Annotated in this window: 22 protein-coding genes; 10 read left to right on the top strand and 12 right to left on the bottom strand. The window is 60.9% G+C overall.

Annotated features, from left to right (window positions below; all coding sequences use genetic code 11):
- Positions 1 to 4: 4 nt before the first annotated feature.
- From DXH78_RS15600 to DXH78_RS15565, 8 genes are all read right to left on the bottom strand, one after another.
- A complete protein-coding gene (locus DXH78_RS15600; RefSeq protein ID WP_115518148.1) occupies positions 5 to 778 on the bottom strand; it encodes an SDR family NAD(P)-dependent oxidoreductase in 774 nt (257 codons plus the stop codon).
- A 39-nt stretch (positions 779 to 817) separates the two neighbouring features.
- Entirely contained in the window at positions 818 to 2431 is a 1614-nt protein-coding gene (locus tag DXH78_RS15595) for a flavin-containing monooxygenase (protein WP_115518147.1), read from the bottom strand.
- On the bottom strand, positions 2424 to 3437 hold the full coding sequence (locus DXH78_RS15590; protein WP_115518146.1) for a branched-chain amino acid ABC transporter permease: 1014 nt from the start codon (positions 3435 to 3437) through the stop codon (positions 2424 to 2426). Before DXH78_RS15590 ends, DXH78_RS15595 begins: the two co-directional genes overlap by 8 nt.
- Positions 3434 to 4318, bottom strand: a complete 885-nt coding sequence (locus DXH78_RS15585; protein WP_115518145.1) for a branched-chain amino acid ABC transporter permease — start codon at positions 4316 to 4318, stop codon at positions 3434 to 3436. Before DXH78_RS15585 ends, DXH78_RS15590 begins: the two co-directional genes overlap by 4 nt.
- A 5-nt stretch (positions 4319 to 4323) precedes the next feature.
- Complete coding sequence (locus DXH78_RS15580; RefSeq protein WP_115518144.1) at positions 4324 to 5031, bottom strand: ABC transporter ATP-binding protein; 708 nt, start codon at positions 5029 to 5031, stop codon at positions 4324 to 4326.
- Positions 5024 to 5782 (bottom strand): ABC transporter ATP-binding protein, encoded by a 759-nt coding sequence (locus DXH78_RS15575; protein WP_115518143.1) that lies wholly within the window; start codon positions 5780 to 5782, stop codon positions 5024 to 5026. Before DXH78_RS15575 ends, DXH78_RS15580 begins: the two co-directional genes overlap by 8 nt.
- A gap of 205 nt (positions 5783 to 5987) precedes the next feature.
- A complete protein-coding gene (locus DXH78_RS15570; RefSeq protein WP_168192856.1) occupies positions 5988 to 6725 on the bottom strand; it encodes a cyclase family protein in 738 nt (245 codons plus the stop codon).
- Positions 6726 to 6768: 43 nt separating this feature from the next.
- Positions 6769 to 8325, bottom strand: coding sequence for an aldehyde dehydrogenase (locus DXH78_RS15565; protein ID WP_245416897.1), 1557 nt, complete (start codon positions 8323 to 8325; stop codon positions 6769 to 6771).
- A gap of 227 nt (positions 8326 to 8552) precedes the next feature.
- Between DXH78_RS15565 and DXH78_RS15560 the strand changes: the two genes are divergently transcribed.
- The gene (locus DXH78_RS15560; protein ID WP_115518141.1) at positions 8553 to 10232 is read left to right on the top strand and encodes a GMC family oxidoreductase; all 1680 of its coding nucleotides are present in this window, start codon (positions 8553 to 8555) and stop codon (positions 10230 to 10232) included.
- Between the two features lie 17 nt (positions 10233 to 10249).
- Positions 10250 to 11422 carry a mandelate racemase/muconate lactonizing enzyme family protein gene (locus DXH78_RS15555; protein WP_168192855.1) on the top strand — a complete coding sequence of 391 codons (1173 nt, stop codon included), beginning with the start codon at positions 10250 to 10252 and terminating at the stop codon, positions 11420 to 11422.
- Positions 11423 to 11436: 14 nt separating this feature from the next.
- Here the strand turns inward: DXH78_RS15555 and DXH78_RS15550 are convergent, their stop codons facing one another.
- Positions 11437 to 12381 (bottom strand): LysR substrate-binding domain-containing protein, encoded by a 945-nt coding sequence (locus DXH78_RS15550; protein ID WP_115518139.1) that lies wholly within the window; start codon positions 12379 to 12381, stop codon positions 11437 to 11439.
- A gap of 252 nt (positions 12382 to 12633) precedes the next feature.
- Here DXH78_RS15550 and tcuA point away from each other — a divergent pair, with 252 nt between their 5' ends.
- The 4 genes from tcuA (at position 12634) to DXH78_RS15530 (ending at position 18689) form a co-directional block, all read left to right on the top strand.
- Entirely contained in the window at positions 12634 to 14166 is a 1533-nt protein-coding gene (gene tcuA, locus DXH78_RS15545; RefSeq protein ID WP_115518138.1) for an FAD-dependent tricarballylate dehydrogenase TcuA, read from the top strand.
- A 149-nt stretch (positions 14167 to 14315) separates the two neighbouring features.
- Complete coding sequence (locus DXH78_RS15540) at positions 14316 to 15737, top strand: MmgE/PrpD family protein (RefSeq protein ID WP_115518137.1); 1422 nt, start codon at positions 14316 to 14318, stop codon at positions 15735 to 15737.
- Positions 15738 to 15762: 25 nt separating this feature from the next.
- Complete coding sequence (locus DXH78_RS15535) at positions 15763 to 17184, top strand: MmgE/PrpD family protein (protein WP_115518136.1); 1422 nt, start codon at positions 15763 to 15765, stop codon at positions 17182 to 17184.
- Positions 17181 to 18689 carry an aldehyde dehydrogenase family protein gene (locus DXH78_RS15530; protein WP_115518135.1) on the top strand — a complete coding sequence of 503 codons (1509 nt, stop codon included), beginning with the start codon at positions 17181 to 17183 and terminating at the stop codon, positions 18687 to 18689. The genes DXH78_RS15535 and DXH78_RS15530 overlap by 4 nt, the downstream gene beginning before the upstream one ends.
- Positions 18690 to 18785: 96 nt before the next feature.
- Here the strand turns inward: DXH78_RS15530 and DXH78_RS15525 are convergent, their stop codons facing one another.
- The gene (locus tag DXH78_RS15525) at positions 18786 to 19772 is read right to left on the bottom strand and encodes a Bug family tripartite tricarboxylate transporter substrate binding protein (RefSeq protein WP_115518134.1); all 987 of its coding nucleotides are present in this window, start codon (positions 19770 to 19772) and stop codon (positions 18786 to 18788) included.
- 304 nt (positions 19773 to 20076) lie between these two features.
- On the opposite strand from DXH78_RS15525, the gene DXH78_RS19950 reads away from it, so the two are divergent.
- Positions 20077 to 20235 carry a hypothetical protein gene (locus tag DXH78_RS19950; protein ID WP_168192854.1) on the top strand — a complete coding sequence of 53 codons (159 nt, stop codon included), beginning with the start codon at positions 20077 to 20079 and terminating at the stop codon, positions 20233 to 20235.
- A 66-nt stretch (positions 20236 to 20301) separates the two neighbouring features.
- Here DXH78_RS19950 and DXH78_RS15520 read toward each other — a convergent pair whose 3' ends face one another.
- Positions 20302 to 22665, bottom strand: a complete 2364-nt coding sequence (locus tag DXH78_RS15520; RefSeq protein ID WP_115518133.1) for a xanthine dehydrogenase family protein molybdopterin-binding subunit — start codon at positions 22663 to 22665, stop codon at positions 20302 to 20304.
- A 379-nt stretch (positions 22666 to 23044) separates the two neighbouring features.
- On the opposite strand from DXH78_RS15520, the gene DXH78_RS15515 reads away from it, so the two are divergent.
- Both DXH78_RS15515 and DXH78_RS15510 read left to right on the top strand, forming a co-directional pair.
- Positions 23045 to 23899: an FAD binding domain-containing protein gene (locus DXH78_RS15515; RefSeq protein WP_115518132.1), complete on the top strand. Its 855-nt coding sequence runs from the start codon at positions 23045 to 23047 to the stop codon at positions 23897 to 23899.
- Entirely contained in the window at positions 23896 to 24369 is a 474-nt protein-coding gene (locus tag DXH78_RS15510) for a (2Fe-2S)-binding protein (RefSeq protein WP_115518131.1), read from the top strand. Before DXH78_RS15515 ends, DXH78_RS15510 begins: the two co-directional genes overlap by 4 nt.
- Before the next feature lie 41 nt (positions 24370 to 24410).
- Here the strand turns inward: DXH78_RS15510 and DXH78_RS15505 are convergent, their stop codons facing one another.
- Complete coding sequence (locus DXH78_RS15505; RefSeq protein WP_115518130.1) at positions 24411 to 25994, bottom strand: FAD-binding oxidoreductase; 1584 nt, start codon at positions 25992 to 25994, stop codon at positions 24411 to 24413.
- Between the two features lie 243 nt (positions 25995 to 26237).
- Between DXH78_RS15505 and DXH78_RS15500 the strand changes: the two genes are divergently transcribed.
- Positions 26238 to 26975, top strand: coding sequence for an isochorismatase family protein (locus DXH78_RS15500; protein ID WP_115518129.1), 738 nt, complete (start codon positions 26238 to 26240; stop codon positions 26973 to 26975).
- The last annotated feature ends 6 nt before the right edge of the window (positions 26976 to 26981 follow it).

Genomic DNA, 26981 nt, shown 5'->3' with positions numbered 1-26981 from the left:
GCTGTTATTGTTCCGAAGCGTTGCCGGCGTCGCCGAAGGCCGCCCATCCTCCATCCACCGACAACGTCACGCCGGTCACGTAACGGGCCGCGTCGGAAGCGAGAAACAGGACCGGGTCGGCAATGTCCTCGGGTGTGCCCAAACGGGCCATCGGGATGCGGCGGCAAAGCCGCGCGCTGTCGACCTTGCCCTGGTCGACCAGCCCCTGAACCATCGGTGTGGCGACGTAGCCAGGCGCAACGGCGTTGACCCTGATGCCGTGTTGGGCCCATTCGGTTGCAAGCGAACGGGTGAGTGAGTGAACACCGGCTTTGGCAGCTCCGTAGGCGTTGCGCCGCGGCAGTCCGGTGAGACCGGCGATCGAGCCGACATTGACGATGGCGCCGCTTTTCTGTGCCGCCATCGGGTGGAACGCGGCGCGCGAGCAGAGAAAGGTGCCGTTGATGATGACCTTGGTGATGCGGTCGAAATAGACCATGTCCTGGCTGATCGATGGCTCCTGCGAGCCGACGATGCCGGCATTGTTGACGAGCACGTCGAGCCGGCCGTAGCGGGTCTGGACAGCGGCGAAGGTCCGTTCGACCTGGCCTTCGTCGGAAACGTCGCAGCCGTAGCCCTCGTGGTTGCCGTTCAGTTCGCCGGCGCGCTTCTTCGCCGTCTCGGCATCGAGATCCACGACGCAGACCGCATAGCGCGCGCGGGCAAAGGTCTGGGCAAGGGCCCAGCCAATGCCACTTGCCGCTCCGGTAATGACCGCCACCTTCTCGTCCGCACTCACGTTTCGCTCCTCTGCCGCACGTCTGACGTCGGTCTCGCCTCAAGTGAGGGTGAGGCCGGGATAATCGTTATCGGGGCCTGCCTGCCGGAGTTCGCGGACGTAGGCCGGGATTCCGCCCATGTACAAGAAGTACCGGTTGGTCTTCCCCGCGACATTGGCGCCGGTGTACCAGGACTTCGTTTTGCTGATCAGCGTGCCCTGGGCGAGGGCGGCGACCTTGTTCACCCATTCCTCCTCGGCGTCGCTTTTCGCTTCGATGACACGCGCCAGCCTGGCGCGGGCATGAGCGACGCAGTCCGTGATCCAGTTGACGTGGTGCTCGATCGCCAACACGACGTTCGACAGAACGGACGGGCTGCCGGGGCCTGTGATCATGAACATGTTTGGGAAGCCGCTGATGCAAATTCCCAAATAATTGGCGGGACCGTCGACCCACTTTTCATTGAGCGTCAGGCCATTGCGGCCGCGCACATCGATTCGGCTTAGCGCGCCGGTGAAAGCGTCGAATCCGGTTGCGAGCACCAGCATGTCGATGGCGTGCTCGCCGCGCTCGGTGCGAAATCCGTTGCGTGTCACACCGAGTAGAGGGTCGGTGCGCAGATCCACCAACGTCACATTGTCGCGGTTGAAGGTCTCGTAGTAGCCGTTATCGACGCAGAGCCGCCGGCCACCGATCGGGTATTCGGTGGGGATGAGCTTGGCTGCGATTTCCGGATTGCCAATCTTTTCCGAGATCTTGCGATGGACGAAATCTGTCGCATGCTTGTTCACCTCCGGATCGGACGTCATGTCCGGATAGGCGTAGACGAATCCCAGACCACCGGTCTGCCAGCGGCGCTCGAACTCGCGCTCGCGTTCCTCGAAAGAAACCTGCCGACCCGGTACCGTGCCGGCGTCGAACAGATTGTTGCTGCGGGTCGCGAGTGCTGCTGCGCGATGCGCAGGGTAGTTCGCTTTCCAGTCGCGCTCGAAGTTGGGATCCATCGGTTGGTTGCGGCCCGGAACCGAGTAGTTCGGTGTCCGCTGCAACACGAACAGATGGTCGGCCTGCTCGGCGATCACCGGGGTGCACTGGATGCCCGACGAACCCGTGCCAATCACGGCAACACGCTTGCCGGTGAAGTTGATATCTTCTTTCGGCCAGTTCGAGGTCCGCAGGATACGACCCTCGAAGCGATCAAGACCACTGATCTCCGGCTCGATAGGTACCGACAAGCAGCCGGTTGCGAAGACCAGGTAGCGGGCGCGATAGGCGTGGCCCTCGGCGCTCGCGACATCCCATAGGCCCGATGCATCGTCGTAGTGCGCGCGGATGACGGACGTGTTCAGGTCGATGTCGCGGCGCAGATCGAAACGATCGGCGACGTAATTGATGTAACGAAGAATCTCGCTTTGGCTCGCGAAGCGCTCGGACCAGTTCCACTCCTGCTGAAGATCGTCGGAGAAGGAATAGGAGTACTGCAGGCTCTCGACGTCGCAACGCGCGCCGGGATAACGATTCCAGAACCAGGTGCCACCAATGCCGTCGCCGCGCTCCAGAACGATGGTCGCAAGGCCGAGGTTTCTGAGCCGATGGAGCGCGTACAGGCCCGCGAAACCCGCCCCAACAACGATTGCGTCGTGGGTCGACGTGCTAACTCCCGCCTCATGCATCCTTGCTTTCCTCTGTGCCTTGCATGCGCCGTTTCTCGATTGCGGCGGCGATTGTGCCGACGATGCCCTGCCGGAACAGCAGCACGCAGGCCATGAATACGAGGCCATTGATGACCATGACGGGGAACTTGCTCTCGGCGAAGAACCAGTCGAGGCCGACGATAGCTGCTGCACCGGCGAGCGGCCCCAGCATCGTGCCGATGCCGCCGACAAGAGCGACAATGACCACCTCGGTCGAGGCCAGATAGGTTGCGTCATTCAGCGTCGCGATCTGGAAGAGCAGCGCCTTGAGCGCGCCTCCAAGGCCGGCGATCGCCGCGGCAATCATCAGAACGGCGAGTTTGTAGCCGTGAACGTTGTAGCCGAGAGAAGTAGCGCGGGCTTCGTTGTCGCGGATCGCGATGACGACTTGTCCGAAGGGGGAATTGACCATCCGGTAGATGAAAAGGAGGCCCGCGACCGTGAAAGCGAGGATGAAGTAGTACATCGTCAGGCTGTTCCCCAAATTGAGGATGCCGAGCACGGTGCCGCGCGGAATGTCCTGGAGGCCGTCTTCGCCGTGAGTGAAGGGCGCCTGAAGGAAGATGAAGTAGATCAACTGGGAGAGCGCCAGTGTGATCATCGCGAACTGAATACCACGGCGCCGGATGGCGACGAGTCCGAACAGCCAGCCGACGGCCGTGGCTGCCGCCATGCCGAGGATGATGGCGAGGAGGGGCGACAGGTGCATTTCCTTGGCGGCGTAACCGGCGATATAGGCGGCGCTCCCGATGAAGGCGGCGTGTCCGAACGACAACATGCCGCCATAGCCGAACAGCAAGTTGAACGACGCCGCCATCAGCGCCATGCACATCAGCTTCATTAAAAGAAACGGATAGAAGTAAAATGGGGCGAACAGCGCCAGGATCATCAGGGAGGCGATGCCCGCGACGTGCAGATGCCGGGGAGTCGTGGTCGTTCGCTTCGCTTCGGTGGTGAGCACGTTCGGCTCGAAGGTCGTGCTCATCGTGTCGACTCCTGTCGACCAAACAGTCCTTCGGGTCTGAGCACGAGCAGCGCCGCCATGATGACGAAGACGGCCATGCTTGCAGCTTGCGGGAAGGCGATCTTCGTCACCGTCTCAGCGATGCCGAGCAGGAAAGAAGCGGCGATGGTGCCCTTGACGGAGCCCATGCCGCCGATGACGACGATGGCAAAGACCACCACCATGATGTGCGTGCCCATGAAGGGGCCGACCTGATAAATCGGCGCGGCCAACGTGCCTGCGACGGCCGCAAGCGCTGCGCCGAAGGCGTATGTCGCGGTCAGCAGCAGCGACACGTTGATTCCGAAGGTGCGTAATAACTGCGGGTTTTCATGGGCGGCCCGCAGGTAGGAGCCCGCGCGTGTCCGTTCGATCAGCAGCCATGTGCCGAGGCACAGCACCACGGAGGCGATCACGACGAACAGCCGGTAGCGCGGGAAATACATGAAGCCCAGATTGACGACGCCCGACAGCGATTCCGGCACGACATAGGCGCGGCCGGCCGAACCGAACCAGTAGCGGAACAAGCCTTCAAGAACGAGCGTCAGGCCGAGCGTGAAGAGCAGCCCGTACATGTGGTCGATGTTGTAGAGCCGCGAGATCATCGAGCGCTCGATCGCCGCCGAGACGAGCCCGACGACAAGCGGCGCGATCAAGAGCGACCACCAGAATCCGATACCGAAATAGACGAGGAGAAGATAGGACAGGAAAGCGCCGACCATGAACTGGGCGCCGTGGACAAAGTTGACGATGCGCAGCAGGCCGAAAATGACGGTCAGGCCGACGCTGAGCAGCGCATAGATGGAGCCGTTGACCAACCCAAGGAAGAACTGCGGAAGGATTGCGTTGAGGGTGTCGCTCATGACGTTTACACTCCGACTGACACTTCGACGCGCTCGCGCGAGGCAAGAAACTCGTCGCGATCCAACGCCGCGGTCACCCGGCCTTCGTCGATGAGATAGAAACGGTCGGCGATGCGCGCCGCAAAATGCAAATTTTGCTCGGCGATAAGGATCGAAATGCCCTTTTTCTTCAACAGGTGGATCACTTCCCCGATCTTTTGCACGATGACGGGAGCCAGGCCCTCCGTCGGCTCGTCAAGCAGCATCAACCGGGCCCCGGCGTAGAGTATGCGAGCGATCGCGAGCATTTGCTGCTCGCCGCCCGATAGCTGGCCGCCGAGACTGCCGCGCCGTTCCTTGAGATTGGGGAACAGTTCGAAGATCTCGTCGGTGCTCATCCCACGGTCGGACAGGACCATGGGGAGGACGAGGTTTTCGTAGACTGTCAGCGAGGCGTAGATGCCCCGTTCTTCGGGGACATAGCCGAGGCCGAGCTGAGCGATGCGATGCGGCTTGGTCGCAATCGCATCCGCGCCCCAGACGCGGATAGTGCCCTTCCTTGTCGGCAGAATGCCGACGATGGAACGCATCAGCGTCGATTTGCCGACGCCGTTGCGGCCGAGCAGGGCGACCGTCTCGCCTTCGCGGACGGTGAGCGAAAGGCCATGCAGTACGTGGCTCTCGCCATACCAGGCGTGCAGGTTTTGAACTTCGAGCGCCGGGGGATTATGCATCGGCGCCTCCGATATAGGCTTCGCGGACAGCGGGATTGCGGCTGACCTCGGAGTAGGGACCTTCCGCGATGACTTCGCCACGGGCGAGCACGGTGATCTGGTCGCAGATCGTTGCGACTACGGATAGATTATGTTCGATCATGATGATCGCGTGGCGGTTCGACAGCGAGCGGATCAGATCGCTGATGCTGGCGATGTCCTCATGGCCCACGCCGGCCATAGGTTCGTCGAGCAAAAGCAGCTTCGGCTCCATCGCTAGGGTCGTGGCGATCTCAAGCGTGCGTTTGCGGCCATAGGGTAGTGACTTGGCTTCGACGCCGGCGAACTTCTCGAGTTTTACGGCACCGAGCAGCTCAAAAGATCTGTCGCGCAGGCGGTCAAGGACCTTCCGCGAGCGCCAGAATTGACTAGCGAGTCCGGCTTTGCGCTGGAGGGCCACTTCGATATTCTGCAGGACGGTAAGGTTGGGAAATACGGCCGAGATTTGGAACGATCGGATGATACCCTGCCGTGCGACCGCGACTGGCGTGAGGTTGGTGATGTCCTTGCCCTGAAACTGGATCGAACCGGAGGTCGGCGACAGGAATTTCGTGAGCAGGTTGAAAACGGTCGTTTTGCCCGCTCCATTAGGCCCGATAATGCCGTGGATTCCGAACTCGCGGACGTTGAGGCTGACATTGTTGACGGCGAGGAAGTGCCCAAAGCGCTTGCTGAGGCCATCGAGCTGCAACGCATAATTATTGTGCGCCATTCGGTTGCGCTCCTCCTCCGCTAGCTTTTTTTGCTTTCGGTTTCCGCACATGGCAGGCCCCGAGATCTGTTTTTCTGGATGTCTACCGACGTACTGAAGTCGGGAGCAGAATTCGTTAATGTGATGCTAGTGATGCGACTATCGCCGGAACAATGCTATTTCGAATCCGATGATAACCAGCGCGCATGCTGGATGGCGTCTCCACTCAGGATTCGACTAGTCTCGCCACCACCCGTGCGGGGGCGCCGTCGGCTCCACTGATGGGCAGCGCGCCAAACATGAACTCGACATGCCTGCCGGCGAGTGCGGCATGGCCTCTGAGGTGTTCGCAAATAAGAATGCCGCGGCTGAGCAGTGTGCGGTGCACAGGCCAGTTAAATCCGGCGGGTCTGAGATGGTAGACGAGATCGGGCGTGGCGAAGTCGCAGGCGAGCATCTTGATACGCCGCTCGGCTAGCCAGGCCGCAGCTTCAAGTGACAGACTCGGATGCCAATCATAACTGTCGTCGCCGAAGCGCGCCGCCCAGCCGGTGTCGAGGGCCAGGATGTCGCCCGGCCGTAGCTCTGGCCGACATTTTTCGAGGCTCGCGACGCCGATGACCTCATTCGGCTTGGGGGACATTCGCCACACAACGCCCGGCCCATTCAGGCGATCGAAGGGAATGTCCTCAAACGCGGGGCCGTCGAGATAGTAATGCCGGGGCGAATCAACATGCGTTCCGGCATGTACCACCATGCGCAGTTCGGTCACATTGAACGGGTCCTTGGGCATTTCGCGCAGCAGCGACAGGGAGGGGCGCGTAAAGATCGAAGCGCAGGGCAGGTCTGGGCTGACCGGGTACGAAAGTTCGGTCCAGGGACCCAGCGCCGGGCCGGCGCTACGGTCGGGCAATGGAATCCAGCCCAGCCATCCGGCGCCGCTTGTGGCGCAGTTCTCACACATCGTCTTGCTCCTGCCCCACGTGCCGCGGCGCTTCCTTGCACGCTCAGGTTTGGACGGCGAACGGGTCGCGCTCGGCATCGGAGAAGTTGATCATGACATTCTTCGTCGTCAAAAACTCCATTAGCCCTTCCTGGCCGCGCTCTCTGCCATAGCCGCTGTCCTTGACGCCGCCGAACGGAATTTGGGCGGCAACGGCACGATAGGTATTTACCCAGACCATGCCGGTGCGAAGGGCGCGTGCGACGCGATGGACGCGGTTGACGTCTCGGGTCCAGATGCCGGACGCTAGGCCGTAGCGCGTGTCGTTTCCGATGGCGATGGCTTCGTCCTCGCTGTCGAAGGGAATGATGGAGAGCACAGGGCCGAAGATTTCCTCCTGCGCGAGCCGCATCTCATTGCGGACGTCCTTGAAGATGGTCGGCTGGACGAACAACCCGCGACCCAGGTCACCGCCGGTTGCGCGCGCGCCGCCGGCGACAAGCGTTGCGCCCTCGCTCTTTGCTTGTTCGATAAACCCCATAATACGGTCGAACTGCGGTTCGTTCGCCGCCGTGCCCATCTCTGTTGTCTTATCGAGCGGATTTCCGAGACGGATCGTTGCAGCTCGCTTCGCCAGACGCGAGGCGACCTCCTCATAGATCGGACGCTGAACCAGCAGGCGGGAACCGGCAACACAGGTCTGTCCAGTGGCGCCGAAAATCCCTGCAAATGCGCCAGTGGTTGCCTTGTCGAGATCGGCATCCGAGAAGATGATGTTCGGGGATTTGCCGCCGAGTTCTAGGATAACCGGCGTCAGGGTCCGACCGGCCGCGGATGCGATGGCCCGGCCGCCGGCGCCGCTACCGGTGAACGATATTTTGTCGAGGCCTTCGGCGCTCGCAAGAGCTTGCCCGGTGCGCACGTCGCCTGTGACGACGTTGAAGACGCCGGCGGGGAAACCGGCTTCTTCCATTAGTTTACAAAACTCCAGCGTCGTCACTGAAGCATGTTCCGACGGCTTCACCACGACCGTGTTGCCGGCCGCCAGCGCCGCTGCCAGCTTGTTGCCGAGCAATGCCATCGGTGAATTCCACGCCGTAATGATGCCGATAACGCCGAGGGGATCCATCGTCGCGTAATCGAAGACGTCGGGCCGGTCGAGCGGGATAACGCGGCCCCAGATTTTGTCGGCATAGCCGGCATAGAACCTGAACATGCGCGCGAGAAAGATGACCTGCGAGGTGGTTTCGCGGATTATCTTGCCGTTGTCGGTTGTTTCCAGCCGCCCGATGCGCTCGGCCGATTTTTCGGTCAGATCGGCCAGCCGGAACAGCAATTTCGCCCGCTCGTATCCGGTCGTGCGGCTCCATGTCTGATTGAATGTGTCGCGCGCGATCGCGATCGCGGCATTCACGTCGGCCGTTTCAGCCTGCGATATGATGGCCCACGGCTCTTGCGTGAATGGATTGTAGGTAGGAAACCGCTCGCCGCCTGCCGGAGGAAGCCATCGCCCGCCGATATAAAGCTCGTAGGAAGGCAGCGATTCCGTATTTACCACCCTAGGTCGTCCTTTCGCTTGAAGAGCAAGGTGTCGAGTCGCGCATTTGCACGCTATCGGCAAAGGGTCGGTCGCAAAATAGGGGGCTCATCGACACTGGAGCCAATAATGTTTCCGCGGCGAGCATGTCGGCACGTTATGCAAACGCAAGTGGTCGTGCCCTTGGCACAGCCTGAGTATGCATTCCGCGCATCTTCGCCCAAGTATTGATTATTGTGCGGCATGGCCAAAGCTCACTAAAACGACAGTCTGGCGATGCATGCGCCAATCTCAGACAGTGAGGACAACAAGTGGCGGACAAAGCGACCACCAAGGCAGAGTTCGATTTCATTGTGATTGGGGCCGGGTCCGCCGGTTGCGCCCTCGCGAACAGACTGTCCGAGGACGACTTTTCCCGTGTTCTTCTGATCGAAGCGGGCGGCAAGGACGACAGTATCAACATCAAGATTCCGTTGATGGTAGTGAACCTTCTCAAGGATCCGAAATTTACCTGGCCGTTTGTGACCGAGCCCCAGGCCGCACTGAATGACCGCGTCCAGCTATGGACCCGTGGCCGCGTGCTCGGTGGCTCGAGTTCGATCAACGGCAATGTCTATGTGCGCGGCGATCCGGCGGTGTACGATTCCTGGTCGGAGATGGGCGTTGCCGGCTGGAGCTGGGCGGACATGCTGCCTTACTTCAAGCGCATGGAGAACTATGCAGTCGGCGATCCGGCCACGCGCGGCAAGAGCGGGCCGATCGGCGTGACCAGCCTGAAGAACTTCGACCCGCTCGCCGACGGCTATGTCGAAGCGTGCCGCGAGGCCGGCTTTCCGGTCGTCGAAGACTATAATGACGGCCACTATGAGGGTGCTGCTTATCTCCAGTATTCGACGCGGCGCGGCTATCGCTCGAGTTCGGCGGCCGGTTATCTGCGGCCAGTGGAGGGCCGGGCAAACCTTGCAGTCTGGACCGATACTGTTGTCACTCGCGTTTTGATCGAGAGCGGCCGTGCCACCGGCGTCGAATGCCGCCGCGGTGGCGAACTGCAGCAGGTCCGGGCCAAGAAGGAGGTGATTATCTCCGCGGGGCCGATCCAGTCGCCGAAGCTGCTCGAACTATCCGGGATTGGCAATCCGGAATTGCTGCGGTCAAACGGCATCGACGTGGTCCGTGCCTTGGCGTCGGTGGGCGAGGGCTTGCAGGACCATCCGAACACACGGTTGACCTTCGAATGCAGTCAACCGATCACAATCAACGATGTTCTGCAGAACCCAGTCGCCAAGGTGCGGGAGGGCCTGAAGTACCTGTTCAGGGGAAAGGGGCTCCTGTCGATCTGTTCGGCCACGGCGCACACCGTTATGCGCAGCCGGCCGGATGAAACCTCACCCGACTTGAAGATTCAGCTGCAGCCCTTCTCCGGAAAGGACCGCTACGCACGGCGCCCGCAAGATGGGCTCGATCCGCATTCGGGTTTCACGGTCGGTGTCATGGCGCTAAAACCAAAGTCGCGTGGTTGGGTACACATTTGCTCGCCAGATCCGCTGGCCTTCCCGAAGATCGATCCGAAGTACCTCGATAGTCCCGAAGATGCAAAAGTGCTTCTGGCCGGCATCAAAGCGGTGCGCCGCGTTGCGTCGTACCCGAGCCTGAAGAAGCTGATCGTGCGCGAGACGCGGCCAAGCGACGCTGTCGTGACCGACGAGCAACTAATGGACTACATCCGCGAGACCACGCAGACGACGTGGCATGTGGTCGGCAGCTGCACGATGGGCCGGGATGCATCCGACAGCGTCGTGGATTCCGAGTTGCGGGTGCACGGTGTCGGCGGCCTTCGTGTTGCCGACTCCTCGGTGTTTCCGACGATCCCGTCATCGAACACTAACGCTCCGGCCATTGCGCTCGGTGAGAAGGCTGCCGATATCATCAAGCGAGCCTGGTCGAACCGGGGGCAGGGCGCGGCCGCTCGTGCCGCCCGACGCGCCTTATGACGGACGGAATACCCTCAATGATCGAGCGCATCGAAATCCGTGTTGTAGAAATGCCCGTGCGCTTGAAGCGCACATTTTCCAGCGGTAGCTATGACACCGGCCCGGCCGGCCAGATTCTAGGCAAACCGGTTTTTGTCCGCATCTTCGCCGACGGCGTGATCGGCAACGGTCAGATCCGTCCGATCAGCCCCGGCCATTTTGTCGCCGACACGGTGCATAGCGTCGTGGCTGCGATCCGCGAGGTTTACGGGCCATTGCTCATAGGCCGCAAACTGAGTGACCTCGAGGCAACGGATGAGCTCCTCACGTCGCGGCTTGCCAGCAATCCGGCGGCGCGCGCCGTTCTCGACGTCGCGATATATGATGCACTAGGCAAAGCGCGAGGCGTGCCCATCCACGCGCTGATTGGCGGCTGCAGCCAAGCGGAGATTCCGCTGGAATGGTCGGTGAGCCTCGCCGATGATATTGAAACTATGATCGCCGAGGCGCGCCGCGCGGTCGAGGAGTACGGCGTCAAGGTGCTATGCCTGAAGGCGGCCGGCAAGGGTGGCTGGCGACGCGATGTCGCAAACTTCGAGGCGGTGCGCCGCGCTGTCGGCGACGACATCGTGATAGGCGTCGATCCGAATACCGGTTGGACGGTTGCCGAAACGGTCAGCGCCATAGCGGGATTTCGCCCCTTCAATCTGGGCTATTTGGAGCAGCCAGTCCTGCGGCGGGACGTTCACGGAATGGCTGAGATCCGCGCCAAGGCCGACGGGGTGCCGGTGATGGCGGATGAAAGCCTGTTCACGATTCAGGATGCGGCGGAGCTTGCTGCGGCGCGGGCGGTCGATGTCTTTTGCATCAAGCTCTACAAAGTCGGTGGCCTGTCGCCTGCGCGCAAGATTGCGGCGATCGCCGAGGCGAATGGCATACAGCTCAACTGCGGCGGGCTTGCTGTCGCCTCGCAGTTCGAGGCGGCGGCCTCCGCGCATTTTTGCGCCACGGTACCGGCGAAGCGGACGTTCGGGGCGGCGGAATTTATCTTCGGTGTCGGTCCGATGGGGGCTGACCCGCTTGTTGCCGATGGGGCGATGTCGATCCACGACGGCGCTGTCACCGTGCCGATGGAGCCGGGTCTCGGCCTCACGCTCGACGAAAAGGCGCTTGAGCGCATGACGCTGCAGATGAGCGTCGTGGAAGCCTGAGCGACGCCCCGGTCTCAGTACATGCCGGCTCGCGCCGGTGCTTCGCGCAGGGCTTCGCGCAGCACTGTCACGGTAATCTGCGGCGCGATGGCATGAATAAAGTCGACAAGGTACGGCCTGAGATAGACGTTGGGACGCAGCGAAACTTTGATCATGCTGCCTGGGAATAGATGGCTGGCGTCGCGTGCTGAGAGGCCGACGTCCCGCTTTGGGTCGTATGTAACGGTGGTCAGGATGGCAATGCCCAGGCCCTTCTCCACGTAGGTTTTGCAGACATCGGCGTCGATTCCGCTGAGACTCACCTTCGGTTCGACCCCGTTGTCCCGGAACACTTTCATTACCTTCCAGCGTCCGCTGTAGCGAGTGTCGTAGGTAATAATGGGATATTTCGCGATCTCCTCGACGGTGAGCTCGGGGATGCTGAGCAGCGGATGTCCCTTTGGCGCGATGATCGAACGCGGTAACTCGAAGCAAGGTAACTGCACGAGGCCTGGAAACTCGCGCATTGTCTCGGTTCCGACGGCGAGATCGGCGTCGCCCGACTCCACCAGGGCGCATATCTCCTCGGGGTCACCTTGCTTGAGCGTCAGATGCACCTGCGGATAGCTCTTGATGAAGGTTTCGACCACCGTAGGCAGTACGTATCGAGCCTGCGTATGTGTCGTACCGATGGTCAGCGTGCCACGGTTGCCGGAGGTCATGTCGCTCTTGAGGGAGCGCAGGGCGGCAATGTCGGTGGTCACTCTTTGCGCGATCGCAAGAACCAACTTGCCCGGTTCGGTGATGCCGATGATCCGATTTCGCGTGCGCTGGAATATCTCGAAACCCAGATCCAGTTCGAGAAGCTGGATCTGGCGGCTCACACCGGGCTGGGAGGTGTTGAGTGCATCCGCAGCCGCTGAGAGATGATTGCCATGTCGTACGATCTCCACGACGTAACGAAGTTGCTGCAGTTTCATCTCTGTCCTCGCTATAGAAATACTAAATGCCAGGATAACGGAATATTGTGTGAATGCATACTGCGTCCGGAGTAGACAGAAAATCGAATAGTCCGGTGCGTCATGCCGCGATTTCGATCATCCAGGGCAGATCTCGCCCGACGATAATCGAAAGACCTCAGCTGGTAGGGGCTGCCCGTTTCTCAAGGCTTGAGAAGCGTGCCCGTCATGACGCGTGACTGGGCGGATTAGTCAGCCTGCGCTGGAGAACAGATGTCGTCAGCACCTGGACCGGATTACGACGTGATCGTTGTGGGTGGTGGAAATGCTGCGTTGTGCGCCGCGATATCCGCCGCCGAGCAAGGCGCCAGGGTTCTGGTTTGCGAGAGGTCGCCGGAAGCGGAACGAGGCGGCAACAGCACTTACACCGACGGAAAGTACCGTGCGGTTTACAACGGCGTCGAGGATGTGAAGGCCCTGGTGCCCGATCTCACGGATGAAGAGGTCGCGTCGAGCGATTTCGGCAGCTACTCCGAATCCGATTTCTTCGACGACATGGGGCGCATCACCCTGAACCGTACCGACCCGGATTTGTGTGAAATACTAGTCCGCAACAGCCGCGATATTCTCTTTTGGCTTAAGTCGGTTGGCGTGCGGTTTATGCCGAACTACGGCCGTCAGGCTTACAAGGTTGACGGCCGCTTCAAATTCTGGGGCGGCACGACGCTGACCGTGGCTGCAGGCGGGCCGGGGCTTGTCGATTCCCTGTACCGCGCGGCCGAGAAACGTGGCGTTGTCATTCGCTATGACGCCTGGGTCAGAGATCTCGTCTATAGCGAAGACGCCGGTGTCACCGGAATAACCGTGCGTATCGACGGACATCTCCAGACTATCCGGGCGGGCGCCGTTGTGTTGGCTTGCGGCAGCTTCGAGGCGAATGCCGAATGGCGCGCCAAGTATCTCGGCCCGGGCTGGGATCTCGCCAAGGTGCGCGGCAGCAAATACAACACGGGCGACGGACTGGCGATGGCGATGAAGATCGGCGCGCTGCCCTATGGTCATTGGTCCGGCTGCCACGCCACCGCCTGGGAGCGCTACGCGTCCGACTTCGGCGACATGGTCAACACGCCGCAGTACCAGCGGCACAGCTACACGTTCGGCATTGTGGTCAATGCACAGGGCGAGCGCTTCATCGACGAAGGCGCCGACTTCCGCAATTACACCTATGCCAAATACGGCCGCGAAGTGCTGGAGCAGCCCGGCCAGGTTGCCTGGCAGATCTACGACGGCAAAGTGCTGCATCTGCTCACCAGCGAATACCGCACGCGCACTGTCACCAAGGTGCGCACCGACACGCTGGACGCCCTAATCGCTCAGCTCGACGAAGTCGACAGCGACGGGCTGCGCCGCACCATCTCCGAGTTCAACGCGGCGGTGACGCAGGACGTGCCGTTCGACCCGAACAGCCGTGACGGCCGCAGCGCGCCAGGCCTCGCGGTGCCGCGCTCCAACTGGGCGAACCCGATCGATACGCCGCCGTTCGAAGCTTACGCCGTCACCTGCGGCATCACCTTTGCTTTTGGTGGCATCCGCGTCACGACGGAAGGGCAGGTGGTCGATACTGATCTTCGGCCGATCCCCGGTCTGTTCGCAGCGGGCGAGATGATCGGCGGCATTTTTTATCACAACTACCCTGGAGCCAGCGGGCTCACCAGCGGCTCGGTCTTCGGCCGGCTTGCCGGCGGCAACGCGGCCCGTGCCGCGGCTGCGACGCAGCCGCTCGCGTTGGCGAAGCAGATGGGTTGAGGAGCATGTGCAAAGCGCATGCTGACTACCCAATCAGTATTGGACTGCGATTGCCGCAACACTGAAGTTCAACATGTGCGGGACAACGCGATGTCCATGCGTTCTGCAATCGATGTGCCGCCGCTCAATTATCTATCGAAAGGTCGATCATGAATATCGCCGTGACCGCCACCGCCACCGCGCCAGCGACAACCCGCACCGTGGCGGAATTCGCCGTCGGCCTGCGTTATGAGGACCTGCCGTCTGAGGTCATTGCCATGGCCAAACGCTGCATCCTCGATTCCCTCGGCTGCGGCGTCTTCGGTGCACAGACCCCGTGGACACAGGCGGTGACGCGCGTCGTGAACGGGTTAGGTCAGGCGATGCGCGCTTCGGCCTGGGGCCAGAAAGGCAAGGCTGATGTACTCGGCGCTTCGTTCATCAACGGCACTTCGGCCCAAGGCTACGAGCTCGACGACTGCCACGATCAGTCGATGTCGCATTACGGCGCCGGCGTGATCCCGGCGGTGATGGCGTGCTCGGAGGATTTTGGCAACGTCTCGGGCAAGGATATGATCCTCGCCGTCGTCGCCGGCTTTGAACTCGGCACTCGCATCGGCAACACGGTGAGCCCGTCAGCTTTCCACACCGGTTTCCATCCCTGCGGCTTGACCAGTACTTTCGCGTCGGCCGCGGCGATCGGTAAGCTGATCAAGCTAGACACTGACAAGTACGTCTCCGCGCTCGGTCTCGCCGGCTCGCAAGCTGCCGGCCTGATGGCGGCACAGTTCGGCGCCATGGCCAAGCGTTTCCATTCCGGCAAGGCGTCGCAGAACGGAATCATCGCCGCTTATTGCGCGCGCGAGGGATTGACCGGCGTGCGCGACGTGCTGGAAGCCGAATATGGCGGCTTCTGCTCGTCCTACTCGCGCGAGTACGATCTGTCCTGGGCGACCAAGGGCCTCGGCACTGGCCACTGGGAGATCCTGAAGAACGGCTTCAAGCGCTACTCCTCGCTGGCGTCGAGCCAAGCGACCGCCGAGTGCCTGCGCATCCTTCGCGAACAGCACAAGCTGCGCGGCGAGGACGTCGCCAAGATCGATGTCGGCACCACCAAGATGGTGTTCGTGCATTGCGGCTGGCCGTACAAGCCGATGAACCCGCCGGAGACGATCGCCGCGCAGATGAACTTGCCGTTCGTCGCCGCCGTGATGATGCTCGAGGGCAACGCCTTCATCGACCAGTTCCAGGACTCCAAGTTGCTCGATCCGACCATTATCGATCTCGCCAACCGCGTGAACGTCACGATCGATCCGGAGCTCGATGCGCTCGGCCCCGACGAGATGCGCGCGGTGCGCGTCACGCTCACTATGAAGGATGGCGTGGCATACAAACACTCGCTGCTGTATCGCCCTGGCCACTGCATGAACCCGATCCCGGACGAGGCGCTGCGCGCCAAATTCCGCGACCTCGCCGGCCGCGTCATCACCAAGGGCGCGGTCGAGCGTATCGAGAACATCGTCGGCAATCTCGACAAAGAAAAGAACCCGGCCGCCGAACTCGGCACAGCACTGCAGGACGTACGCGGCTAAGCGCCGTCCGCAGAGGAACACGCCCATGACTTCGACCCTTGCTCAGACCTTTGCTGAATTCGCGACCGGCCTTGCCGACAAGCAGGTGCCCGACGCGGTGCGCGACGCGGCCGCCTGGCACGTCGTCGACTCGATCGGCGTGTCCATCGCCGGCGCCAGCCCGCACGAGGAAAGCGGACAGGCCGCGCGGCGACTGGCATCGAAGTGGCGCGGTGATGGCGCTACCATCTTCGGCATCAATCAGAAGGTGAGGCCCGAGCTGGCGGCGCTGGTCAACGGCTCACTAGCGCAGGCCCTGGAGATGGACGACAAGCACGGCTCCTCGCTCGCCCGTCCGGGCTCTACCGTCGTGCCGGCGGTGCTCGCCGTCGCCGAGGAGCGCAACGCTTCGTTCCGCGAAGTCATCACCGCCGTGACCATCGGCTACGAAGTGATGATTCGCCTGGGCTTTGTTGGCGGCGACCGTTTTCTCGAGCGCGGCTATCACACCAGTTCGCTAATCGGCTCGTTCGGCGCTGCCGCTGCGGTTGGTCGCTTGATCGGCGCCACGCCGCAGCAGATCGTCGATGCCATGGGCATCTGCGGCACCTTCGCCTCCGGCATCCAGGAATCGACTCGCACCGGCTCAACGTCCAAGATCCTACACGGCGGCTGGGGCGCGCATGCCGGCATTCTCGCCATCGATCTGGCGCAGTCCGGTATCACCGGTCCGGGCAGTGTGTTCGAAGGCAAGTTCGGCTTCTTCCAGACCCACCTGACGCCGGTGAAGGGCGAGCTCGATTTCGCCAAGGCTGCGGCCGGCTTCGGCAGCCGCTGGTATTTGCCGGAGACGGCTTACAAGCCTTATCCGTGCTGCCAATTGCTCCACGCCTTCATCGAGGCGTGCAAACAGTTGCTGGCGCAGTTCAAGCGCGACGGGATTTCGCTGGATCAGATTACCCGCATCTCGTGCCAGCTTGCGGAGCCGGGCCTGACGCTGGTCACCGAGCCGAAGGATCGTAAGAAGGCGCCGCAGACGCCGCACGAGGCGCGCTTCAGCCTGATGTTCGGCGTCGCGTCAGCGCTGGTTTACGGCGACGTCGGCCTCGAGACCTTCCGCGTCGACCGGCTTGGCAACCAGAAAGTGCTGAAGCTGGCCGCGCTGGTCGAAGCCTCGGTCGATCCCGACTCCGATTACCCGGCGCATTGTCCGGCGATTTTGGAGATCGAGGTCGCGGGCAAGACCTATCGCAGCCATGTTCTGCATCACCCCGGCTGCCCGGAGGCGCCGCTGTCGAAGGACGACGTCCTCGACAAGTTCGCGCGCAATGCTGGCTGGCTGTTTGGTGATGCGACCCGTGAGGTTGGTGCCGAAATCGCCGCCACGCCCGAGCGCGACACGATGCGCACCGTCGTCAAGCGTCTCGGCGAGGCCGGCGTGACGGTGCTGTCGGGCGCTATGGCATGAGCGAAGCGTCTGCGTTTGCGCCGTCGCAGGAAGAGCCAAGACGCTACGACCGTCTCTTTATCGACGGCGAGTGGGTGGCGGCGCGGTCCGGACGGGTCATCCGCTCGATCGATCCGTCGACCGAAGAGGTCTGGGCCGAGGTCGCCGAAGCCGACGCCGACGATGTCGACGATGCAGTCCAAGCGGCGCGACGGGCGCTCCGCGGCCCATGGGGCGGCTACTCGCCGACCAAACGCGGCGAGATGCTTTCGAAGCTGGCCGGCTTGGTGCGGCGTGACGCCCGTCGCCTGGCTGAGATCGAAAGCCGCGACAACGGCAAGCCGCTACGCGACACGCTGGGCGAGGTGCAACGCGCCGCCGACTGGCTAACATTCTTTGCCGGCGCCGCTGACAAGATCAACGGACATCAGATTCCGTACCGGCCGGACGCGCTAGCTTACACGCGGCTGGAGCCGGTCGGCGTCGTCGGCGCCATCCTGCCGTGGAATTCGCCGATCTCGCTGTGCTCGTGGAAGCTCGGTCCTGCGCTCGCGGCCGGCAATACGGTGGTGCTGAAGCCGGCCGAGCAGACGCCGGTCAGTCTGGTCGAGATCGGCAGGCTGGTGGAGGAGGCGGGCTTTCCAGCGGGTGTCGTCAACGTCGTGCCGGGCTACGGGCCGCTTGCGGGCGCGGCCTTGGCCGCGCACCCACACGTCAACAAGATCTCGTTCACCGGCCATCATGGCACGGCGGCCGCCATCATGAAGGCTGCCAGCGGCAACCTGAAGCGCTGCTCCTTCGAGTGCGGCGGCAAGTCGCCGTATATTGTCTTCGCCGATGCCGACTTTGAGCGCGCACTGTCGGTTGCTGTGCACAGCGCGTTCCGCTCGACCGGTCAATCCTGCTCGCTGGCCTCGCGGATTTTCGTCGAACGTCCGCTGTACGAGAAGTTTGCCGCGGCGATTGCCGAGCGCGCCGGGCGGATCCGTGTCGGCATGCCGTTCGACGAACGCACCCATATCGGGCCGCACACCTCGGCGCAGCAGCGCGACAAGACGGAGCAGTACATCGCGCTGGGCCGGGAATCCGGCGCGCGAATTTTAACGGGCGGCGGCCGGCCGCGCGGCTTTCCGCGCGGCTACTTCGTCGAGCCGACGGTGTTCGCCGATGTCGATAACCGCTCGCGGCTGGCGCGCGAGGAAGTGTTCGGGCCGGTTCTGGCGGTGATGCCGTTCGACGACGAGGAGCAGGCGGTCGAGTTCGCCAATGACACTGATTATGGTCTCGTCGGCGGCCTGTGGACGTCGGACGTCGGGCGCGCGCACCGCGTGGCAGCGAAGATCGAAGCCGGGCTGGTGTCGGTCAACACCTTCCGCCCGGTGCATTACATGTTGCCTTATGGCGGATACAAGCTGTCGGGCTTCGGTCGGGAGAACGGCTTCGATGCCATCCGCGAATACACCGAAGTGAAGGCGGTGGTTGTGGACTTGGCGCAGGATATGCCCGCGGATCCATTCGCCGATTAACACCGGCCAAATCTTTCGAAAAGACGAAGCGCCGGCTCGGGCGCACAATTGAGAAACGCCGGGCGCACAGCCCGGCGTTTCTTTCACGTCCGTCGCTCAGTTGACCTGCATGCCGGACTCTTCGACGATCTTGCCCCACCGGTCGTATTCTTTCTTGACGTAGGCACCGAATTCTTCCGGCGTGGTCGGCCTGGTCTCGTAGCCGCGGTCGAAGAACAATTTCTTGACGTCCGGCTTGGTGAGGACATCGCGGATCGCCGTGTTCAGGGTGAAGACGATGTCTTTCGGCATTTTTGCCGGACCGAAGATCCCCCACCAGGTTTCGATGCTGTAATTGGGCAGGCCTTGTTCGGCGATGGTTGGGATATCCGGCGCAAACTCCGAGCGCTGCGGGGTCGTCACGCCGATGGCCTTCAACTGGCCGGATCTGATCAGCGGTAAGACGACCGGCAAGTGGGCGAACATGTAGGGCAGGTGGCCGGCCAGGACGTCGGTGGTCGCGGGACCGTCTCCCTTGTAAGGGACTGTCTGCACCTTGATACCGGCCGTGGCGTTGAACAATTCGCCGGCCATATGAGGCACGGAACCTGTTCCGCCATTGGCGTAGCTGATGTCGTTGTTCTTCGACTTGATGTAAGCGAGCAATTCCTTGACGTTCGACGCAGGCACACTCGGGTGAGCGACGAGGACCAGCGGCGTGTATCCCACATAGGAAATCGGTGTGAAGCTCTTGATCGCATCGTAGCCGATCGTGTTCCTGAACAGCCACGGATTGACGGCGTGAGTGGTGGCGGTGGCGATGACGATCGTGTAGCCGTCCGGCTTCGCTTCGGCGGCGAAGCGCGCGCCGAGCATGCCGCTGGCGCCGCCGCGGTTGTCGACCACGATCCGTTGGCCGAGTTTGTCGCCCAGCGCCTCGGCTAACAAACGCCCGATCAAATCGGTCGCACCGCCTGCTGGATAGGAAACGACCAGATGGACAGGCCTGTCGGGGTAGTCGCCAGCATGGGCAACTGGGCCGATCAACGGAAGCGCTCCGCCGATGACGACTGGAGCGAAAATCTTGAGGAGCGTGCGTAACATCTGCTTCTACCCTTTGGCAACGATTTGACCGCCGTGGAGGGCGGCTCGCTGTTGGGCTGCATCGGTACGGCGTGTTTGACCCGATAGAGATTGCCGCGCCGCACCATTGCCCGCTGTTGCTCGGAGGAAGGATAGACGAGGCAGCCCCGCGCGGGAAAATACCAAAGTTCGGATCGAGTATGCCTAACTGATATGAGCAACATAGCGATTGACTCGTGCCGGCGACACTGGTTCCGGCGCCAAGCGCATGCTATAGATACTCCGGCTTTCTGACTAAGCCGCTTGTACGCGCCGGAACGCGCACATGATCGTCGAGCGGATTCGCGCTTATGAGCGCGCCGGCATAGGGTTCTTAATGTTCCACCTTCATCCAATGATGGAGTGGCTTGAGCGACTCGCGGAGCAGGTCATGCCGCTGCTCTCATCAAAGGCGATGCCACTTGAAGAGCATATTGGTCTCTAAACTTCGAGCGGCTAGACCCAGTTTTGGCCTTGATCTAGAATGTTTATCAGATTGCGTCCTGAACGTTCAGCGCACGCCGGCTGCCTCAAGCATAAGCGCCAGGTCCTTCGGGCGAATTGGAAATTGGAGAATGCGTACGCCGAACGGTGACAGGGCATCTTCTACGGCCGAGACGATCGCGGCGGGTATTGGCAATACGCCTGACTCGCCGATGCCCTTCACGCCAAGTGGGTTTAGCGGGGTTGGCGACTCGCGGTGGCCAATGTCGAGCCTGGGCATATCGCCGACGGTCACGAGCAAGTAGTCCGCTAAAGTCGTCGTCACTGGCTGGCCTTCGTCGTCGTACCCCATCCACTCAAAAAGCGTATTGCCGATGGCATGGGCGATGGCTCCGACAATCTGTCCGTTGGCGACCATCGGATTGATGATCGTGCCGGCGTCATGGATAAAGGCGATGTTGATGATCTTCACGGTCGCTGTCTTGATGTCGACCTCGACCTCGGCGACCGCTGAGCCATTGCCGTAAGTCATAGCGTCGATGACGACGTTCTCCGTTGCGTCCAGTCCAGGTGACAGGTTACCCGGCAGCACAAAGCCAGCGGAGCCCGCCATAGTCTTGGCAATCTGGCCGAGTGAAATTTTCATGCCAGCGGCGCCTTTGACCGCGATATGATCGTCATCGATGCTGAGATCTTCGACATCGACCTCAAGCAGATGGCTGGCTACGAGCAAGGCTTTCTCTCGCACCCGGACGGCCGCGACGTGCGCTGACGAACCGGCCATCACCGTTTGCCGACTGTTGAACCCCCCAAATCCCATCGATACTTTACCGGAATCGCCCGTAGTGACGACAACGCGCTCCATTGAGCCGCCCAGCTGTTCGGCGACGACTTGCGCAAGCATTGTCTTGGTGCTTTGGCCCATGGCCGCGGCACCGGTTGCAACCTCGATCGTTCCGGTGGCTGTTATCCGCACGCTCACCTGCTCATAGGGACCGCGGCCTGTTGCCTCGACAAAATTCGCGAGGCCGATGCCGAGATAGCGGCCAGCCGCGAGCGCTTCGCTTTGCCGCTTTGGGAAGTCGGACCAGCCAGCCCGTTCAAGGGCGTCTGCCTGACATGCAGGATAATCACCGGAATCCAGAACGATCGGGATGCCGCCCCGCGTCACAAAGTCCTTTTTATAAGGCATTGCACTGGCTGGTACGAGATTTCGTCGGCGAATCTCGGCGCGGTCAATCTTCAATTCTCTGGCGGCCCGGTCGAGCAGACGCTCCATCACAAAAACGCCCTGCGGCTGGCCGGCGCCGCGCACCGGCGTGACCGGAACTTTGTTGGTGAGAACAACTTTCACCGCCATGTGGTAGGCGGGCACGATGTAAGGTAACGTCAGCGCGGCGACCGAACCCTGAGGCACCGTAAGCCCACGCGCGGTATAGGCGCCATGATCGTGCAGCAGAGAGCCGCGCACGCCGAGGATCTTGCCATCGGCGTTGAGAGCGATCTCCGCGTCCCAGTGTTGATCACGCTCCTGCGTGGTTGAGATAAAATGCTCGCGGCGGTCTTCGATCCACCTCACTGGGCGGCCAAGTGTCACCGCCGCGATGGCGACCGCGGCTTCTTCCGGATAGAATACAAGCTTGGGTCCGAATCCGCCTCCAACGTCTGGCGCCACCACGCGCACGCTGGTTTCCTCCCGCCCGAGCAGTTCGGCGAGAATGCGCGCGCCGACCAGAGGTGTCTGGGTTGAACTCCACAGCGTCAGCTTGCCGTCGACGTCGTCTTGGGAAGCGATACAGCCCCGGCATTCGACGGAGGTCGCACAGCCACGATGCATCCAATAGGAGTCTTTGAAGACATGCGTTGCGCCGGCAAATGCGGCGTTGACGTCGCCGTAGGCAGTGGCAAATTCGGCAACCAGATTACTTTGCGCATCGCTATGGACACGCGGGGCATCCGGTTCAAGCGCAATGCGGCAATCGAATGCTGCCTCCAAAGGCTTGAACTCGATTTCGACGAGGCCGGCGGCGTCTTCCGCAAGGTAGGCATCGGTGGCGACGACCATGGCAATCGCCTCGCCAACATAGACGGTCTCGCCGGCGGCAAGAATGTAGCGGTCGCGTTGCTGCTTGTAGGTCTTGTCCGGCAGGGCGACGATGAGGCGATCGATCGTTGCCGCCGCGCGGATATCGTCACAGGTTAGAACCGCGACGACGCCGGGGAGGGCGAGCGCTGCGCTCTTATCGATCGAAACGATCTTGGCATGGGCGTGCGGGCTCCGAACAAAGACGGCGTGCAGGGTGCCTGGCAGCCTTATATCCGCGACAAATCGCCCTTTGCCGCATAACAGGTCGCGATCCTCAAGCCGCGCAGTCGATTGTCCAAATGTCTTTGTGGCAGACGTCGACGTTCCCGAAGCGGATTTTTTCATTGCTTAAATATGCGCAGAGAACGGCGTATTGCGCCGCGCTTCGCTTGCCTGCTTATGCTTGAAGATTGAAGGCATTGTCGGCCCGGAACCTGCCCGGCGGCGGCAAGGTCACGGCTGCTCGCAATCGGTCCGAGTTCTTTGTCGATGGCTGCGCGCATGCTAACCCTAGAGAAAGACTATCCCATTTTTAATACAAAGTGGCCCGGGCCACAACATTAAAAGGTTGGCTACGATGGCTGGAAAAGGAAAAATGACCTTATTGCAGATGCATGTGGCGATCCCGGATTCTGAAACTTCCCTTTCTAAATTGCAATAAAAAGATTACAATCGATCAATTGATATCGGTGCCATGACGTTTGGAGCAGATTAGGTCCGCCCAATGAAACCCGCTTCTTTTGCCTACCACGCGCCAAAATCGGTGGATGAAGCCGTGTCTCTTTTGGACGAATTGGCCCCGCAGGATGGGCGCATCCTAGCTGGCGGCCAAAGCCTGGTCGCGACTATGGCCTTCCGCATGGCGCGGCCTTCGCACCTGATCGATATCAACGGGATCGAAGAACTGGCCAAGCTGTCGGCCGATCACGGGGTTGTTAGGATCGGCGCCTGTGTGCGCCACTGCGCGTTCGATAGCGATGCCTTGACCGGCGCGACTGGCGCGTTATTGCGCAAGGTCGTTCGCAACATCGCGCATCTTCCGATTCGTACGCGAGGCACATTCTGCGGGAGCGTCGCAAATGCCGATCCGGCTTCGGAGTGGTGCTGCGTCATGGCGGCACTTGATGGCGTTGCTGTGCTGCGCAGTCCGCGCGGCACCCGACGTGTGCCGGCCGCTGAACTTTATCAAGGTGTGATGGCGACCTCAATGGCGGAAGACGAACTGCTGATCGCGGCCGAATTGCCGATGCTCGCCGATGATACCAGAACCGGCTTCATTGAATTCAGCCGGCGGCAGGGCGATTTTGCGATCGCCATGGCGCTCGTGACTTACCGGCTCGAGGGCACGGTCATCGTAGAGCCGCGCGTTGCCATCGGCGGTGCCGAGACGTACCCTCGCCGTATCTCCGAGTCAGAAACCGTTCTGCAAGGGCGCGCCCCCTGTGAAGCAACTTTTGTAGCGGCTGCCGAGGCCGCGGCCGTTGCGATAGACCCCATGGAAGACATCAACAATACCGCCAGATATCGCCGCAATTTGGTCCGAGATTTGACGCAGAAGGCGCTGGAGCTAGCAGCGTGACGGACCGCCGCGAAATCACGCTGAAGATTAACGGCACCGAGTACACCATCAATGTGGAGGCGCGCCGGACCCTGGTGGATGCCATTCGCGAAGAATGCGGCCAAACCGGCACACACATTGGGTGTGAGCACGGGGTGTGTGGCGCTTGCACGGTACTGGTGAACGGAAATCCGGTGCGCTCGTGCCTGATGTTCGCGGTCCAGGCAGAAGGCCAAAGCATTCGCACGGTTGAAGGGTTGCAGCAGGGCGAACAACTCCACCCGCTACAGGAGTCCTTTATGAAGCATCACGCCCTGCAGTGCGGCTTCTGCACGCCGGGATTCCTGATGCTGGCAGTCGGCGTACTCGAAAAGAATCCGGACCTGACCGACGAAGAACTGAGCGATCTTCTGTCGTCGAACTTGTGCCGGTGCACTGGGTACGAGAATATCATGAAGGCTGTGCGTGCCGGCGCGGATGGAATGAAATAGGCATGCCGCTAATGCCTGGGCGGTTTTTTGACCGGCTTTCGCTATTGCGGTTTCTTCGGCCACCCGAAATTGCCTGGATTGAGCCGACCTGCCGGGTCAAACGAATTTTTGATAGCGGTTAGCAGATCGTAGGTCTCGGGTGCGACTGCCTTTTCGTAGCCGTAGTACTTTCCAATCTGCAGATGTGATGCGCCGAACTCAAAGAAGATGGTTCGCAACTTCTCTCGCAGGCCGATAACCACGTTACGCGTGTCAATATTGCGTTTGTTTTTATTCAGCTTGGCGAATTTGTCGGCCGGCAAATGGCGCTGGTGAATCGGCCCCAATTCATCTGCCCAGTAAAACATGGGTTCCAGCAGAAATACGCCCTGTTCCGCCGAGGCAATGCAGCTGGTAGATATGTCATTTTCGTCAAACACGGGTTTGTGTTCAGCGAAAAATTGTTCAATCCGCGATGCGACCGCCGCTGCGCGCGAATAGGGGAAAATAGCGTTGATCGGTACGAACCGCTCACCCTGGATACCAACAAGGCCGCGAATGGAATAGGGACGAGCATTATAGGCGATAGCCACGGTAGCGGGAAGCTCCAGCCCATTTTTGCAGCAGATGTCGCGAATCAAGCGGATGCTGGCCTGTGCAGCGTCGTCGTTCACGCCTTCGGCGTGAACATGCAAAACCCAATCAGCCGCGTCTAAGGCGCCGCGCCCAGCGCGGACCACGGTCGCCGCGTCAACAAGACCTTTCATCAGCGAGTTTCGTCCAGACGCAATCGACGAGAGCGTACGCCCGGCCTCGACGATGGTCACCTTCGTCGCCGTTCGAGACTTCAGCGGGTCCATGCCGTAAAGACGGGGCACAATGTTCAGGCGGGCAATTGCAAGGATCGATTCCACCATTTGACTCAGTGATGGAAAGGAGAAAGCCGCCATTGCAAGACCGTGTGGGGGCTTTTCAAGCTTCAGCGTCACCTTAGTTTTGATACCCAATGCACCAGTATCGCCGATAAAGAGGCCAGTTAGGTCCGGCCCGTAATGGCGATAATGGGGTGAGGGCAGTTTCTTCATAGCTCCTGAGCCAGTGGTGACGATCCGGCCGTCCCCCAACACGATCTCGAAGCCCAAAAAACTATCTAGTCGCCCGAGTAAATTCTGCGATGCGGCGCCGCCAACTGTCGCGTGGCTGCCGGATATCGGCCCGTGCATAACAGGCCGCAAACCGACGCTTTTGGCAGCATCGAAGACTTGCTGCCAAGTAGCTCCGGCACCGACCGTTATGTATTGGTCGTCTTCACTTAGAGCGGTAATCTCATCGAGCCGCGTGAGGTCAATGGCTACGGTTTCGTCCGCTTGCGGCAGATATCCACCCGTATATGAAAGGCCCGCGCCGCGGACAGTGATAGCCAAGTTGAGTTGCCCGGCCAATTTAACGACAGCCGCGACCTCATTCGTGTTGGCCGGGCTGACAACTAACGCGACGCGGGCGCTTGCCTCCCAGTCAATGAGATCTTGGGAAAACTCCCGACGCAGGTCATCACTGGCGCGCGCATATTCTTTGCCGACAATCCCCGCAAACAAGGCGATTTTATCATCCGGCGAAGGGGGAGCGTCCGCTAATGCCTTTGTCATGCTTGCTCTAACCCTTCCAAGCGCCTTGATGTCTTCTTCGGCGGCGACGCTTCAGACGTCCGCCGCATCTTCTGCTGGGGTATGATGCATCCGCGACAGGCTGATACATCAAAAACCAGGAACGGCCAATTTTGCGTATTGTACCAAAATATTAACAAAATACGAAAATAATGTCAAACTTGTCGGCGTTGCCACTCGTGAGGCGCAACGCAAAAGTAGCATCGAACGAAAAGGGATGAGTGCATGGAGCGTATTTGGGACAAGTTTTTAACGCCCAGAGATAGGGCGGTATTCGCCGCGGCGGGTTATGGAGAGCTTGCTGGATACGGAAAGCGTCCAGCGTTGCTCGTCATTGATGTCTGCTACGGTTTCACAGGTGACAGGCCGGAGCCGATACTCGACTCGATTAAGCGCTGGAGCAGTTCTTGCGGTGCCGAGAGCTGGGATGCGATCGCAGTCATCAAGCCGCTCTCGGAGTTGTTCCGATCGAAACGGATGCCCGTCATATACACAAAGGGATTCGGCCGTAGCGATAATTGGGACGCAGGCGGTTGGGCCTGGAAAAATAGCCGAACAGCGGAAGCCGTTTCGTTGCCGAAGAGCAACTCGGGGTTCAATGAAATTGTCGGCGAGCTGGCGCCGCGTCCCCAAGATCTGGTGGTCGAGAAACAGAAACCAAGCGGCTTCTTTGGAAGCAATCTCCTGAGCTACCTGTTGCTTCTGAATTGCGACAGCCTGATCGTTGCCGGCACAACGACTAGTGGGTGCGTTCGCGCCACGGTATTGGATGCATTCAATTACAATCTAAAGGTTACGGTCGTGGAGGATGGCTGCTTCGACAGGAGCGAGGCCAGTCATGCCGTGAGCCTGTGTGATATGCACGCAAAGTACGCAGACGTTTTGCCGTCTTCCGAGATCACACGCCACTTAACCTCTCTGCCTGACAATCTCTTTCCTAACTTACCTGCCACCGCGAAATAGCGTTGG

The organism is Undibacter mobilis, assembly GCF_003367195.1.
Taxonomy (GTDB): domain Bacteria; phylum Pseudomonadota; class Alphaproteobacteria; order Rhizobiales; family Xanthobacteraceae; genus Pseudolabrys; species Pseudolabrys mobilis.
Note: the sequence above shows the minus strand (reverse complement) of the source record. Positions and strands in the feature narration are given on the sequence as shown.

Excerpts from the sequence above, each read along its gene's own strand:
- DXH78_RS15555 (WP_168192855.1), top strand. The coding sequence starts at position 10,250 with ATGATCGAGCGCATCGAAATCCGTGTTGTAGAAATGCCCGTGCGCTTG.
- DXH78_RS15585 (WP_115518145.1), bottom strand. The coding sequence starts at position 4,318 with ATGAGCGACACCCTCAACGCAATCCTTCCGCAGTTCTTCCTTGGGTTG.
- DXH78_RS15540 (WP_115518137.1), top strand. The coding sequence starts at position 14,316 with ATGAATATCGCCGTGACCGCCACCGCCACCGCGCCAGCGACAACCCGC.
- DXH78_RS15550 (WP_115518139.1), bottom strand. The coding sequence starts at position 12,381 with ATGAAACTGCAGCAACTTCGTTACGTCGTGGAGATCGTACGACATGGC.
- DXH78_RS15535 (WP_115518136.1), top strand. The coding sequence starts at position 15,763 with ATGACTTCGACCCTTGCTCAGACCTTTGCTGAATTCGCGACCGGCCTT.
- DXH78_RS15575 (WP_115518143.1), bottom strand. The coding sequence starts at position 5,782 with ATGGCGCACAATAATTATGCGTTGCAGCTCGATGGCCTCAGCAAGCGC.
- DXH78_RS19950 (WP_168192854.1), top strand. The coding sequence starts at position 20,077 with ATGATCGTCGAGCGGATTCGCGCTTATGAGCGCGCCGGCATAGGGTTC.
- DXH78_RS15525 (WP_115518134.1), bottom strand. The coding sequence starts at position 19,772 with ATGTTACGCACGCTCCTCAAGATTTTCGCTCCAGTCGTCATCGGCGGA.
- DXH78_RS15590 (WP_115518146.1), bottom strand. The coding sequence starts at position 3,437 with ATGAGCACGACCTTCGAGCCGAACGTGCTCACCACCGAAGCGAAGCGA.
- DXH78_RS15530 (WP_115518135.1), top strand. The coding sequence starts at position 17,181 with ATGAGCGAAGCGTCTGCGTTTGCGCCGTCGCAGGAAGAGCCAAGACGC.
- tcuA (WP_115518138.1), top strand. The coding sequence starts at position 12,634 with ATGTCGTCAGCACCTGGACCGGATTACGACGTGATCGTTGTGGGTGGT.
- DXH78_RS15570 (WP_168192856.1), bottom strand. The coding sequence starts at position 6,725 with ATGTGTGAGAACTGCGCCACAAGCGGCGCCGGATGGCTGGGCTGGATT.
- DXH78_RS15520 (WP_115518133.1), bottom strand. The coding sequence starts at position 22,665 with ATGAAAAAATCCGCTTCGGGAACGTCGACGTCTGCCACAAAGACATTT.
- DXH78_RS15580 (WP_115518144.1), bottom strand. The coding sequence starts at position 5,031 with ATGCATAATCCCCCGGCGCTCGAAGTTCAAAACCTGCACGCCTGGTAT.
- DXH78_RS15595 (WP_115518147.1), bottom strand. The coding sequence starts at position 2,431 with ATGCATGAGGCGGGAGTTAGCACGTCGACCCACGACGCAATCGTTGTT.
- DXH78_RS15505 (WP_115518130.1), bottom strand. The coding sequence starts at position 25,994 with ATGACAAAGGCATTAGCGGACGCTCCCCCTTCGCCGGATGATAAAATC.
- DXH78_RS15515 (WP_115518132.1), top strand. The coding sequence starts at position 23,045 with ATGAAACCCGCTTCTTTTGCCTACCACGCGCCAAAATCGGTGGATGAA.
- DXH78_RS15500 (WP_115518129.1), top strand. The coding sequence starts at position 26,238 with ATGGAGCGTATTTGGGACAAGTTTTTAACGCCCAGAGATAGGGCGGTA.